This window comes from Thalassobacillus cyri, assembly GCF_900107755.1.
GTDB lineage: Bacteria > Bacillota > Bacilli > Bacillales > Halobacillaceae > Thalassobacillus > Thalassobacillus cyri.
On sequence record NZ_FNQR01000004.1, the window covers coordinates 24,940 to 39,585 of the forward strand.

At 43.8% G+C, this 14,646-nt stretch carries 9 protein-coding genes; 5 read left to right on the forward strand and 4 right to left on the reverse strand.

Annotation, left to right across the window (positions count from 1 at the left end):
* Window positions 1–21: 21 nt before the first annotated feature.
* Window positions 22–2,385 (reverse strand): phosphoenolpyruvate synthase, encoded by a 2,364-nt coding sequence (gene ppsA / locus BLV00_RS06060; RefSeq protein ID WP_093043480.1) that lies wholly within the window; start codon window positions 2,383–2,385, stop codon window positions 22–24.
* A 184-nt stretch (window positions 2,386–2,569) separates the two neighbouring features.
* Here ppsA and BLV00_RS06065 point away from each other — a divergent pair, with 184 nt between their 5' ends.
* The 3 genes from BLV00_RS06065 to BLV00_RS06075 all read left to right on the forward strand — a co-directional run bounded on the left by BLV00_RS06065 (window position 2,570) and on the right by BLV00_RS06075 (window position 7,066).
* A complete protein-coding gene (locus tag BLV00_RS06065) occupies window positions 2,570–4,486 on the forward strand; it encodes a BglG family transcription antiterminator (protein ID WP_093043482.1) in 1,917 nt (638 codons plus the stop codon).
* 97 nt (window positions 4,487–4,583) lie between these two features.
* Window positions 4,584–6,536, forward strand: coding sequence for a PTS fructose transporter subunit IIABC (locus tag BLV00_RS06070; protein ID WP_093043484.1), 1,953 nt, complete (start codon window positions 4,584–4,586; stop codon window positions 6,534–6,536).
* Window positions 6,537–6,745: 209 nt separating this feature from the next.
* Complete coding sequence (locus tag BLV00_RS06075; protein ID WP_143030688.1) at window positions 6,746–7,066, forward strand: hypothetical protein; 321 nt, start codon at window positions 6,746–6,748, stop codon at window positions 7,064–7,066.
* 219 nt (window positions 7,067–7,285) lie between these two features.
* Here the strand turns inward: BLV00_RS06075 and BLV00_RS06080 are convergent, their stop codons facing one another.
* Genes BLV00_RS06080 through BLV00_RS06090 form a run of 3 tightly spaced genes read right to left on the reverse strand, consistent with a single transcriptional unit; the run spans window position 7,286 to window position 11,589 of the window.
* Window positions 7,286–8,263: a sugar ABC transporter substrate-binding protein gene (locus tag BLV00_RS06080; protein WP_093043488.1), complete on the reverse strand. Its 978-nt coding sequence runs from the start codon at window positions 8,261–8,263 to the stop codon at window positions 7,286–7,288.
* A gap of 37 nt (window positions 8,264–8,300) precedes the next feature.
* Window positions 8,301–9,842, reverse strand: coding sequence for a response regulator transcription factor (locus tag BLV00_RS06085; protein WP_093043490.1), 1,542 nt, complete (start codon window positions 9,840–9,842; stop codon window positions 8,301–8,303).
* Window positions 9,817–11,589, reverse strand: a complete 1,773-nt coding sequence (locus tag BLV00_RS06090) for a sensor histidine kinase (protein ID WP_093043492.1) — start codon at window positions 11,587–11,589, stop codon at window positions 9,817–9,819. Before BLV00_RS06090 ends, BLV00_RS06085 begins: the two co-directional genes overlap by 26 nt.
* A 450-nt stretch (window positions 11,590–12,039) precedes the next feature.
* On the opposite strand from BLV00_RS06090, the gene BLV00_RS06095 reads away from it, so the two are divergent.
* Both BLV00_RS06095 and BLV00_RS06100 read left to right on the forward strand, forming a co-directional pair.
* Entirely contained in the window at window positions 12,040–13,050 is a 1,011-nt protein-coding gene (locus tag BLV00_RS06095) for an ABC transporter substrate-binding protein (protein ID WP_093043494.1), read from the forward strand.
* A 78-nt stretch (window positions 13,051–13,128) separates the two neighbouring features.
* On the forward strand, window positions 13,129–14,646 hold the full coding sequence (locus tag BLV00_RS06100; protein ID WP_342722128.1) for a sugar ABC transporter ATP-binding protein: 1,518 nt from the start codon (window positions 13,129–13,131) through the stop codon (window positions 14,644–14,646).

Below are 14,646 nucleotides of genomic sequence, written 5' to 3' on the forward strand. Positions count from 1 at the left end.
GCGCTTTACTAGTTTCTTCTATTATATAGATCTTAATTTGTTCAAAATCAACCGCTGCTCTACAGAGGCTACCAGCCTTCTTGTATCGGCAACCGTATCCGGGTTGATACTTACACTATCAATTCCTTCCCGAATCAGGAATTCTGTGAATTCAGGATACAGAGATGGACCCTGGCCACAAATTGAGACGGTTTTATCATGTTTATGGGCAGCATGGATCAACATTTTGATTGCTTGTTTGACAGCAGGGTTGCGCTCATCAAAATATCCCATGGTGTTAAGAATACCGGAATCACGGTCAGATCCGAGAATCAACTGGGTCAGGTCATTGCTTCCGATACTGAACCCGTCGACCAATTGAGCAAATTCTTCGGCCTGGAAGATGACAGATGGTACTTCTGCCATGATCCAAATCTTGAATTGCTGATCCTGCTTCAGACCTTCTTCTGCCATGATTTCTTTGACACGTTCTACTTCCCAGGTCGTGCGGACAAATGGAAGCATGGTCCAGACGTTGACTAAGCCGTATTCATCGCGGACTTTTTTAATAGCCCGGCATTCCAAACGGAAACCTTCCTCGTATTCAGGGGAAATATAACGGGAAACCCCGCGCCAGCCGATCATTGGATTGGCTTCAATCGGTTCAACTTCCTCGCCGCCTTTTAAACCACGAAATTCATTGGAACGGAAGTCACTTAGACGGACGACGATCGGCTTTGGATAAATGTCTTGAGCTACTTTTGTAATTCCTTCGGACATTTTATCAATAAATTGTTTTTCTTCCCCATTCCTTAATAGATACATTGGATGCGCTCCTACCAGGTGAGTGAAAATGAACTCGGTACGCATGAGACCGATGCCGTCAAAAGGAAGGTTACTGTACTTGCTAATTAAATCCGGCTCGCCAAGGTTCATATAAACTTTCGTGCCTGTAATTGGTGCCAGCTGGTGCAGGTTGATTTGCTCGATTCCAGATGATTCTACGTTTCTATCATTCTTTGTTTCTTCCTGTTTTTCTTCCAAAATTCCTTGATAGACCACGCCACGGGTAGCGTCAACGGTCACTTCCATTCCTTCAGTCAATACTTCGGTCGCGTTGTTTGAACCGACGATACAAGGTATGCCGAATTCCCGTGAAACGATGGCTGCGTGACACGTTCGTCCACCTTCATTTGTAACCACAGCTGCTGCTTTTTTCATGGCTGGCATCATATCGGGGTTCGTCATGATAGTAACCAGAATATCCCCATCTTCTACCTTGGAAATCTCCGTGATATCTTTGATTTTTCTTACCTTTCCGCTTCCTGTTCCAGGAGACGCGGCCAGTCCGCGTAAAAGTGACACTCGATTTGATTCAGCTTGCGCTTGTTCTATCACATTTGTTTCCTCCTCTTTTAATGTAGTAATCGGCCGTGCCTGTAGAATATAAAGTTCATCCGTATCGCTATCAATCGCCCATTCAATATCCTGTGGGGAGTTGTATAACTTTTCAATACGAAGGGCATCGGTGGAGAGCTGATCGATTTCTGATTCAGTCAGACACTGTTCGGTTACGAGATCTTCCCCTAAAAATTCTTTAACAGCGACTTTGGTAGTTCCAACGGCTTTTTCATTCTTCACAATCAGAAAGTTTTTCGTGGCAATATGTTTTTCGATTACCTGGTTGTTACTTTTATCAACGATGTATTCATCCGGGGAGACCATCCCGGACACCACGGATTCACCCAATCCCCAGCTGGCATTGATCATCATCTGATTATGGTCTTCCGTTATTGGATTCGAGGTGAACAAAACTCCTGCTTTTTTACTGTTCACCATTTTCTGCACGACAGCGGATAACGAGACATCAAAATGATCGAAATACTGTTTTTCACGATAGTAGATCGCACGTGCCGTCCAAAGAGAGGCCCAGCATTTTTTTATGTGGTGAATGACTTCTGCAATTCCTTCAATTTCAAGGTAAGTATCCTGCTGTCCAGCGAAGGAAGCTTCCGGTAAATCCTCTGCTGTAGCTGAACTGCGGACAGCTACATATAGGTCATCCACTTGAAGATTGCGTTGGAATTGTGCATATGCTTTACGAATTTCCATTTCGATCGGCTCTAAAATATCTGTGGTAAGGATCAAGTTTCTAATTTCAGCACTGATGATTTGAAGCTGCTCATGATTCTCAATATCCAGACCGTTGACCAATTCGAGTATGTACTTATCCAAGTTACGCTCTGCAATAAAGTCGCTGTATGCTTTAGCAGTGACACAAAAACCAGGAGGGACTTTGACACCTCCGTTTATCAGTTCACCCAGGTTAGCACCTTTGCCACCTACCAGGGGAATGTCTTCCTTGTGGATTTCTTCAAACAAACGAATATACGGCTGCTTAGTCAATGTCTATCTCCTCCAAATCAGATTTTCAATTTAGTATAACACATTTATTTTATTGTGTCATACTTTTATTTGATTTTATGATGAACATGATCATTTTTAATAGATGAAGAAACTGTCATTTGTTGATAGACTTTCTATAGGGTAGAATGAAAATGATTTCAAACGAAGGCAGCAGGTGGTTGGCATGAACGACAGACAAAAAGAATTGATACGAATATTAGCGTTGCATTCCGACGGGTACAAGCAGGTGAAGGAGCTTGCGGCTGAACTTGCTTGTTCAGAGAAAACCGTGCGCAATGATATGAAAGCAGTGGAGGATTTTTTACAAGCCTATCCTGCCGCTTCCCTTATGCGTAAGCCTGGACTGGGTGTACGCTTATCTATTAAACAAGACGAGAAATCCCAGTTGTTTGACCAGCTATACCGCTCGGAAACAAAATCTTCTGAAGACCGCCTGCTTGAAATAACCTACCATTTACTGGTCAATGACCGGCCTGTTACCTTGACGCAATTGGCTGATACCTATTTCGTCAATAAAAATGTAATCAAAAATGATTTAGCATTGATTGCCCGTTGGCTTGAACGGTTTAACCTTGCGTTGATTTCCAGGCAGCGCCTCGGCCATATCATCGAGGGCGGGGAGCTGCAGAAACGGAATGCGTTAGCTCGTCTCCCGGAACTCGTCTCCTCTAGTACGGGAAAAAATAAGGAGATAATAAACTTGTTTCCTCCGTTTGAGGTGAACACCGTCCGTCAGTTTCTCAAGGAAATGCAGCACCATTTTTCCGTACTTACAGGAAATGGAGACTTCGAAAGTCTCCTGATTCATGCTTTAGTCATGATCAAACGGACGGCCCAGCGTGCGCCGATCCAGCTGGATAGCGCCGAGGGAGCTAATGTTGCAGAGACAGAAGAATACGGGATAGCGACCTGGTTTTTGAAGCGATTGGAGCGGAAGCTTAGGATGCCGTTTCCGGAGGAAGAACGGGTGTATTTTGCGTTACATCTATTAAGCAGCAAAGGAACCCACCATCCATTCAAACAAGCAAAGGGCTCCGGGGTAACGGAAATCGTTGATGTATTGACATCAAAATTACAGAAGCTTACGCTGATTGATTTTTCTGCTGACGAGACGTTGATGGCCGGACTTCACACCCATATGGAACCGACCATCAGCCGGATCCGGTTCGGATTCACGATCCAAAATCCGCTGCTTAGTGAGATTAAGAAAAAATATCCCTACATGTTCAGTATGGTCATGCTTGCGCTAGAAGAGGTAGAAACCGAATATGATCTTACTTTTCCGGAAGAAGAAGCAGCTTACCTGGTGCTTCATTTTCAGGCAGCCGTTGAACGGCTCCATAAAAAACGGAATCAAGCGAAAAAAGTGCTAATCGTTTGTGATCTCGGTGTCGGTATGTCCCATTTGCTTCAGGCAAAGCTTGAACAGTCGTATACAGGCTTTGATGTAATAGCTGCTGTAGGGGAATGGCAGGTGGAAGAAACCCTGGAGAAGCATACGGTTGATTTGATTATCTCGACCAAGCCGCTACCGGAGGTTGACGTTCCTAACCTGGTCGTTTCTCCATTGTTAGAAGCCCAAGATAAAAAGCGACTGGATGAGTTTTTGCAATCAATGGAAAACGAGATTCAAGACGGCCAGGCGATGGACACGCTCGTCAATCTGCTCGATGAAGAATTCATTTATCTGGGAGTCAAGCAGGAACACCGTTTTGAAGTCGTCGAATTGATGGCTAAGGGACTAATGGAAAAGGGAAGAGTAACATCCCATTTCCCTCATAGCGCGTTAGCCAGGGAACGTTCTTCGGCGACATCCATTGGTGGCGGCATTGCTATACCCCATGCCCACACTGAGGAAGTGCATCGTTCCACAGTTGCAATGGCTATTTTGGCTCAACCGTTAGAATGGGGGAGTGAGCAGGTTTCCATTGTATTTCTTTTAGCGATTGCAAAAGAAGACCAGGCTATGACGAAGTCGCTCATCCAGGCGATATCCACCATTAGTGAAAAACCTGAGATGGTCTATAAGTTAACAGGAGCAGGAGATACCACGGAGGTCATGTGGCTGCTCGATCAATAATTCATTTTTACCGTAGCTCCGGTAAAAATGAATTATTTTTTATGCCGAAAATTGTCGTATCATAAGGTTACAAATAAAAAAAGTGGGGTGGAAACACATGAAAATACTAGCTGTAACCGCGTGTCCAGTTGGAATCGCTCACACCTATATGGCTGCTGAAAACTTGCAAAAAGCAGGCGAAGAAATGGGCGTAGATATCAAAGTTGAGACGCAAGGTTCGATTGGTGTTGAGAATGCGCTGACCGATAAAGATATCGAAGAAGCAGACAGCATCATCATAGCCAGTGATAAAGAAGTTTCCAAAGAACGTTTTATCGGGAAAAAGCTCGTTGTCGTAGGGGTACAGGAAGGGATTCGTGATCCAAAAGCGTTGATTCAGCGCATTCAGGAAGGAAATGTATCCGTTTACAAAGCGGGTGCGGCTTCCGTAGCGGATGTTAAGAAACAAAAAAAGGAAAAAGAAAATCCAATTTACCGCCACTTAATGAATGGTGTATCGTATATGATTCCGTTCATCGTTGTCGGGGGACTTTTGATAGCGCTCGCATTAGCACTCGGAGGCGAGCAAACACCTGGAGGTCTTAAGATTCCAGAGGATTCTTTCTGGAAACAGATTGAAGCATTAGGTGGAGCCTCGTTTACGTTCATGGTACCGATTTTGGCTGGCTTCATTGCCGTCAGTATCGCCGACCGTCCTGGTTTAGCGCCGGGTGTCATCGGCGGGTATATCGCAGCTAACGGAAGTTTTTATGGAAGTGAAGCGGGAGCCGGTTTCATCGGTGGTATCATCGCCGGGTTCTTAGCAGGTTATGTTGTTTTAGCTATTAAGAAAATCAAAGTACCTCAGGCTGTACAGCCAGTCATGCCGATTATTTTCATCCCGATCCTTGCGTCATTGGTTGTTGGATTGCTGTTCATCTTTGTAATCGGTGCACCGGTTGCCAGCGTATTTGAAGGACTGACCGGATGGCTGGAAGGCATGCAGGGAACAAGCTCAATTGTATTGGCGATGATTCTAGGTGCGATGATCGCTGTTGATATGGGTGGACCATTCAATAAAGTTGCATTCTTATTCGGTGCTGCCATGATCGCAGAAGGAAACTACGGTATCATGGGACCAATCGCAGTTGCCATCGCTATCCCGCCGATCGGTATGGGACTGGCCACATTCATCAACAAAAAGAAATACCAGCAAGCCGAGCGTGAAACTGGTAAAGCATCATTCACGATGGGATTATTCGGTATCACGGAAGGCGCGATTCCATTCGCAGCCCAGGATCCGCTCCGCGTTATTCCGAGTATTGTTACAGGTTCGATGGTCGGTTCCGTCATCGCTATGTTAAGCAATGTCGGTGACCGTGTCGCCCACGGCGGACCAATCGTGGCTGTATTAGGAGCAGTTGATAATGTGTTGATGTTCTTCGTTGCACTTACGGTTGGGGTACTGGTTACCGCGTTTATGATCAACTTCTTGAAAAAAGACGTGGCTGCAGCAGGCGTACCAGCCGGAGAAGCAACTGTTGCTGACGAGCCGGCAGAGACTGCTGGCAGTGCTGCCACTGGCACGGAAAAAATGGAACAGCCAAAAGAAATCACGAAACTGACGGATATCACAACACCTGAATTGATTAATATCGATTTGGCAGGGACGACTCGTGATGACGTCATTGATGAATTGATTGATACGTTGAATACAGAAGGCATACTCGATTCACAGGCAGATTTCAAACAAGCGATCCTTAATCGTGAACAGGAAAGCAGTACAGGATTAGGCATGAACATTGCCATCCCGCACGGTAAGTCGTCCGCAGTCAAAAAGCCAGCCGTCGTATTTGGTATTAAGCGTGACGGAGTCGACTGGAACAGTATGGATGGAACCGATGCCAAACTCATCTTCATGATCGCTGTACCAAAAGAGCGGCAAGGCGATGATCACCTGAAGATCCTGCAAATGTTGTCACGTCGATTGATGGATGAGAAATTCAGAGAAGAGTTACTGAATGTGAAGACGAGAGAAGAAGCATATCAGTTGTTGGAAACGATTCGGTAAAGAGGAAGCGAGCAGATTTGATTTCTGCTCGTTTTTTGGGTTTTATACAAACTGCGAATCGCTATTCGAGTCCTGTATTAATTATTTTATGAGATTCGTTTTCCTCAGGTCGGAAGTTTGGTACCAGTTTTTCATAAATACAAGTGACTTCGTACCTGCTTGTCTTAAGCTACCGTTACTACTGGCCAAACACGCTATATCCAGCCCTCATGGTTGAAGAGATGGAATTGCCAGGCAAATATATACTTAGTGATAATCTGGATACTAAAGGAAAAGAAGACGATAGGACTGCTAAACATATCGATTGGGAAAAACGGATAAAAAATGAATATACCGCTTTAAGTGAAGATAATATTGAGCAGGTTCTTCAAGAAGAAATAGGGAAAACATTTTCGACTGTGCTGGAGCATGCTGGTGTATTTAACGAGATAATAACGGGCAAGAGGCATTCAGAAGCTTTATTGGCCAAATCTAATCTGTTTGATAGGGTTTCAAATAAAAAGCTGTTTCTATTGAATCGGCTTCTTTGATTGCTTTGACTTGCAAGTTGGTTGGATCTCTCCCCTTATTACTGTTTGCTGGAGGAGAAAAAGGATTCTGTAATAACTCTGGTTTGCCTCTACGACATAATCGCTAAAAGGTAGACCAATTGCCATAATAACTATGATAACGTTTTCGGGGAGTTGTTAAAGAATCTCCTCCTTTAGAAATCAAGGGGAGTCTATTTTGGGATATAAACGGGCGAACCGTTAGTCAGTATTTTCATGGATGTTGTCAAAGTTGAATTCGGTTGTTTTGGTATAGTATGTAGGTGATAAAGAGCGGCCGTAATGGACGTCATGGAGAGCTGTCACAATCAGGTCACCCCAGATAGATTGGCGTTGGGAGATGGTACTGGTAATTTGCTTGTTTTTAATCCCGTTTATTATGTCAGGTAAGTTGTCAAAGGTGACGACGTCTTTGTCTATTCCCTGAGCTTTCCAGGCGGTCACCACTGCAGGGCCGGTCAGGGAGTCAATACCGACCATGACATCGAAATCAGGATACTCCTTGATCATTCCTTCGATATTCGTCAATGTTTTGGCGGGAACCCCTTCACTATAGCGAATATCGACAATTTCCAGTTTCGGGTGTTTTCCGATAACCTGCTTCACTCCTTTAATCCTGTTATTCAGATTAGCCATCGTGGACATCCCGGAACTGATTATAATCTTACCCTCATAATCAAGCAATTTTGCCACGACTCGGCCCATATGTTTTCCGGCAAGTATATTATCCGTTCCGATAAATGACAGGCGTTTACTTTCCGGGGCATCCGTATCAAAACAGATCACATTGATCCCCTGTTCGATAGCTTCATTGATAAATGGCGTCAGTGCCGCTGGATTGTTTGGACCGATGGCAATGCCATCAACCTTTTTTTTGATCATATTTTTTAATATATTAATTTGCTCATCAACATTAGGGGCGTACGGTGCCTGAATAAGAAGTTCAATCCCCATCTCGGCCGCCTTTTTGGTGGCGCTGTCCGTAACGTTTTTGAAAAAAGGATGATTGACAGGATAGATGATTCCAAATGTTAGCGGGTCCTCTGGTTTCAGGGCTGCGTTTTTTGTCTCGCTGTTTGTATCTGTTTCTTTGCTGATTCCGGTCGCCAGCAAATTGCTGCAAGAGGAAATGATCATCAATGAAAAAAGGCAGACACCGAGGCTAAGGAACTTCTTCATTGTATTCCCCCCCTTTGTTTCAGAAAGCCATTTACAGCTAACCGCGTATTTTATATTGTCTGGTTGTCATTCCCGTCACTTTTTTGAATAGGTTGCAAAAATAATGGGAGTCACTGTACCCGACTCTTTGGGCAATCTCGTACGTCCGTTGGTTCGTTGATTTCAACAGCTTCTTGGCATGTTCTATCCGTATCGATGTGATATATTCGACCAGGGTTTTGCCGGTTTCCTTGCTGAACATTCGGCTGAAGTATGATGGGCTGACATTGACCTTATCGGCAACCGTCTGCAGTGATAATTCCGAATCATTAAAGTGTTCTTGGATATAATCCTGTGCTTTACGGATGAGCGGATTGACCTTCCCGGAAGAAAAAATCCCTGATTTCATGACAAGCTGCAGCATGTCGGCAATATAAGATTCGACTTCCGAATATTCCTTAATCCAGCCTGCTAGAACTTCACGGTTGGCCATCTCCTTCAGCAGCACGACATCCTCGATTTCCTGTTCCTTCAAATATTGTTTAATGGTCAATGTGAAATCAATCAATGAATAATAGAGGAAAAACGCTGCGCTGTTATTTGATGCTTCAATCAAGGACGTATAGCTTTTCGCAAATGCCGTAATCTCGGTCGGGTCGCCATTCTTCAGAAACGAAATCAACTCGTTCCGATTGGAGATGAACATTTCATCATTATGCAGTATGTTTTCTTCGCTGTCCTGGGCTTTGTTTCTCTGCACCATTTTATTGTAGTTTTTGTCTTCTACGGCCTGGGAATAGGAGAGGGAAATTCCATGAATCCGGCTTTCTACTTTTCCGAAGCCGTATAGTATGGGACGCTCGATATCCTGCTTAATCTTGTCCGCAAGCCTTTCTTTTACCTCGTACCTTTCTTCGTGAATCCGGCTTTCTGTTTCACCTTTCATAATAAACACCATTTCTTTTTTCGTACTCTTAAAAGACAGGCAAGGATAGTCGGTTTGAATCGAATCGATGATATCTATAGGTATCGACTCTGTTTCCAACAGGAGTACATAATAAAAACTGGCGATTAATTCGACTTCTAACTGTGCGGCTTTTTTTACCGCATCAGAAGGTGAAAAGGAACCTTCGCAGACTTCATTTAAAAATGTTTCCTGGTACCTGGTTCGGTTTTTGGTTGCTTCATTTTGTAACTCATTCATTTTTTTCTTTTCCAATGCTTCCTGGTCGATTTGGGAGGACACCTTATATAAGGTCTTCAGCAATTCGTCTGCACTGATCGGTTTTAAGCAATAGTCGGCAATTTGAATGCGCATCGCTTCCCGGGCATATTCAAATTCGTCGTGCCCGCTCAAGATGATGATCTTAGTATCCGGCATTTCTTCCCGCAGGATTCTGCTTAATTCCAAACCATCCATAAACGGCATTTTAATATCGGTGATTACGATATCGGGTTGCTGCTTTTTGATTAAAGGGAGGGCCACTTCGCCGTCGGGGGCATCCCCGCAATAGTCGAATCCTTTGTTTGCCCAGTCAACGCTATTTTTGATTCCCTCTCTTACTTGAACCTCATCATCCAAAAGAAATATCTTTTTCATTTGATTCACCTTCCGCTGGGATGGTTAATGATATAATCGTGCCTCCGCCGTACCTGCTATTTACGGTTAGGCCGTACGCTTTTCCGAAAAAAAGTTGAATGCGCTGCTGTACATTGTACATGCCGATACCGCTGTTTCCACCGCGCATTGGCAAGCCACGGTCAAGCTGTTCCTGAATTTCATTTAGTCTTTCCTCTTTTATGCCTTGTCCGTTGTCGATGATTTCGATTCGGATATTGCCGTCAAGATCAAAGTCCCCTTTAATGATGATCAGTCCTTTGCCGCGTTGATTTTTAATGCCGTGATAGATAGCATTTTCAATCAACGGCTGCAACGTCAATTTTAAGATTTTATGTGGAAGGATCTGTTCATTTATATGGAAAGAAACGTACAGAATATCTCTGTACCGGATTTTTTGAATGACGAGATAGCTGCGAATATGTTCCAGCTCGTCCTCGATGGTGATCCAGTCTTTGCCGCCGCTTAACGTAATCCGGAAAAAGCGGGACAAAGCGGTCGTCATTTCAATGACCTCGGTGCTTTTCTTGCTTTCTGCCATCCAGATTATGTTATCCAGTGTATTATATAAAAAGTGTGGGTTGATCTGGTTTTGCAGTGCGCGGAACTCTGCATTGGTCAGCTGTTTTTGTTCTTCTAAACTTTGCTGGAGCAGTGATTTGATTTTGGAAATCATGATATTGAAACTGTTGCTAAGATCGGCTATTTCATCGGAACTTTCGTTATATACCTTTACATCCAAGTTTCCATCGGAAGCAAGCTTCATTTTTTCCTTAAGGTGGCGGATTGGTCTGATCATTCTTAAGGAAATGAAATAGTAGAGTGTGATGGTAAAAAGGATGCTGCAGACGACGGTGACAACGATTAATGTCCGGATTTCATTCGCCTCACTCATGATCTCTTTGACCGGGGCCTGTCCGATAACCTTCCAGCCGGTCGAGTCTACCGTGTCGAAAACGGTAGCGGTCGTTCCGGACTGATTCATGATCACCCCTGAGTTCGTTTTTCGAATCATTTCCCTGTTAGTAATAGAGGCCCGCCCCGGCTTGCTTTTGGTTGGAAAAAAGATCGACTCACCGAACTCCGATTCGATATAAAAACTGCCGGTATCTCCCAATGATGTTTCATTGAGTATTTGTTCGATTGCAGTGGCATCGACCAGTATATTGATAAAACCTATTACTTCTCCGGTAATTTCCGAAATGACAGAGCTGGTTATCGAGATCACCGGGGTATCATTAATCGTTGTCGGAATGATAATCGATTGTTCTTCCCGTAGCAGCAGGTTCTTAAATTTCGGGTCGTTTTTCGGAATCCTCTCTAATTGATTAACCCCGTCACTTTCACTGATCACCCTTCCATCAAGATTGAAGATTTTGATATCGCGAATGTTGTCGCTATGCGGGTATATTTTCCGATAAAAATCAAACATGATTAAAATGTCTTTGGCATCTTCATATGAGTTGTCCGTGCTGAGAAGGAATTGTACGGTGCTTTCCTGGTTTCCAATCTCGGTAAATCGCTGGACATCTTCGAAAATGACGTTAATTTGCTGGCTGGCCTGACTAGCTTGAAGCTGTGCGGAGGTACTGGCATTTTGCGAAATGATATGGATTGATTTTACATAGGAAACCATTCCGACGATGATGAGTGGTATTACCGTTAACAGGATAAACATGACTAGAAGCTTTGTGCGCAGACTGGAAACTAACCATTTTTTAAGTTTCATCTATCTTTTCCTTTGCTTATGAAATCCCTAATTTTTAGTAAGCGGTTACATTCGGTTGAAGTTGAAAAGTTGCTTTAAGCTGGATTGGAGTATGAATTAGTCCTTCTATTTCTTTTCCATTAAAACACAGTTTTTAATTAAAATAAATATAATTTTCTGAACCTTTTCTGATTTACTCACCAATCAAGGTGATGGCAAAAACGCAGTTAGCGGCTTAATAATAAAGGTTGGGGGTTCTTAGTTTACTTTTTTTGTATAAAAAATTACAATTTTCCGAAAATTTTTCCACTTTTTTCGATCGCCTGCTTTGTATGAGTGAAAATATTTCTAGTTTTTGCGTAAATGATTCTATTCAATAAACCTTGAAAGCGCTTTACAATTGAAGCAAGCTAATGAAAACGACAAGATTGTTAGCAAAAAATCCAATTTTGACAAGGGGGAACTAAGTTAATGGCAAGAAGATTAAAAAGTGTAGGGTTACTGCTTATCATGTCATTGGTGCTTGTATTAGCTGCATGTTCATCCGCTAGTAAAGAAGGAAACGCAAGTACTGGAGAAGGAGGAGGCGGGTCTTCTGGCGATAAGCTGGTGATCGGTTTTTCCCAGGTTGGTGCTGAGAGTGAATGGAGGACTGCAAACACCGAATCTATCAAGAGCGCCATTACCGATGCAGGCCATGAGTTGAAATTCTCAGATGCCCAGCAAAAACAGGAAAACCAAATCAAAGCAATCCGTTCATTTATCGCGCAAAAAGTCGATGCAATCGTGTTCTCTCCAGTAGTAGAAACTGGGTTTGAAACAGTACTGAAGGAAGCGAAAGATGCAGGAATTCCGGTATTCCTTGCTGACAGAGCGGTAGATATCGAGGATGACTCTTTATGGGTGACTTTCCTTGGCTCTGACTTTGTGGAAGAAGGAAGAAAGGCTGCTAACTGGCTTGCCGAAGAGATGGAAGGGGTAGAAGGCGATATTAATATCGTGGAACTTCAAGGTACTGTCGGATCTGCGCCGGCTATTGACCGTAAAGAAGGTTTTGAAGAAGTTATGGCTGAGCATCCGAACTTCAAAATCATCAAATCTCAATCCGGAGACTTTACCCGTGCCAAAGGGAAGGAAGTCATGGAAGCATTCTTAAAGTCTGAAGGAGAAAACATCGATGTCCTTTACTCGCATAACGATGACATGGCGATCGGTGCGATTCAGGCCATTGAAGAATACGGCTTGAAGCCGGGCGAAGATATTAAGGTTATCGGTGTGGACGCTGTGAAAGGTGCATTTGAAGCGATGGCTGCCGGCAAGATGAATGTTACCGTTGAATGTAACCCGTTGTTTGGACCTCAGCTTGTCGATTTGATCGAAGCGCATGCTGCAGGGGAAACACTTGAAAAGCGAATTTCTGTAAAAGAAAGTATTTACACAATGGATCAAGCGGAAGAGCTTCTTCCAACTCGTAAGTACTAATAAAATAATGGCCAAGCCGCTTAAATCATATTTGAGCGGCTGTTTTTCTAACAAGAATATCAAATAGGAGGTATCACCTTGGAGATAGCCATTCCGAAACTAGAGATGAAGGGAATCACCAAAACATTTCCTGGAGTCAAAGCGTTATCGAATGTCAGCTTGCGTTTATTCCCGGGAGAGGTACATGCCTTAATGGGTGAAAACGGTGCCGGGAAATCGACCCTGATTAAAGTGCTGACCGGGGTTTATACAAAAGACGAAGGAACCGTCACGCTGGACGGCAGGTCTGTCGAAGTGTCGACTCCGCTTGAAGCACAAAATCTCGGAATAAGTACTGTTTATCAGGAAGTAAACCTGTGTACGAATTTGTCCGTTGTTGAAAATATCTTCATTGGCCACGAAATCATGAAAAAAGGCAAAATCGACTGGAAAGAAATGAACCGGAGAGCGGAAAAACTATTGACGGAACTCAACCTGGATATCGATGTTTCGAAAACGCTCGGTTCCTATTCCGTCGCCATTCAGCAGATGGTGGCAATTGTCCGCGCTTTGAATGTCCAGGCAAAGGTGCTGATTTTGGATGAACCAACATCGAGTCTTGATTTGAATGAAGTGCGAAAGCTGTTCTCTGTCATTCGGAAACTGAAGAACGATGGCCTTTGCATCGTGTTTATAAGCCACTTCCTTGACCAAATCTATGAAATTACAGATCGGTTGACCGTTTTGCGAAACGGCGAATGGATTGGCGAATACAAGACAGAGTCTCTGCCACGATACGAATTGATTTCGAAAATGATCGGGAAGGAGTTTAACAATAGTAAATCGATTACAGATAATCTTGCGCTGACGAACAAGGGCGACTATGAAACAGTGCTTGCAGCGGAACAGCTTTCTAAAACTGGGAAAATTCAGCCTTTTAACCTGGAACTTCGCAAAGGTGAGATCATGGGTCTTGCTGGTTTGCTTGGTTCGGGAAGGTCAGAGCTTGCCAGGCTGCTGTTCGGTGCTGATAAAGCCGACAGCGGTACGGTGAGGATCAAAGGAAAAAAGGTGTATCTGAATTCTCCGAAACAGGCTATTGCCAACAACATTGCCTTTTCCTCGGAAAACCGGAAATCAGAAGGAATTATCAGTGATTTGTCGATCCGCGAAAATATGATTCTGGCCGTGCAGGGAAGAAAGGGCTGGTTTAATTATATCTCGAGAAAACGGCAGGAAGAAATGGTAGATGAATATATCAAACTGTTGAACATCAATCCTCCTAATCCCGAGCAGTTGATTAAGAACTTGAGCGGGGGCAACCAGCAGAAGGTGCTTCTGGCCAGATGGCTTTTAACCAACCCGGACTTACTTATTCTTGATGAGCCGACCCGCGGTATCGATATCGGGGCCAAAGCAGAGATTCAGAAGCTGATGCTGTCATTAAGTGAAGAGGGCATGTCGATTGTCTTTATTTCGGCCGAGCTGGAAGAAATTTTGCGTACGTGCAGCCGGATTTCCGTTTTACGGGATCATAAAAAGGTATCGGAACTGGAAAACCGGGAGGAAATCAAGCAGCAGGATATTATGAAAGAAATAGCGGGAGGAGTGGGTTGA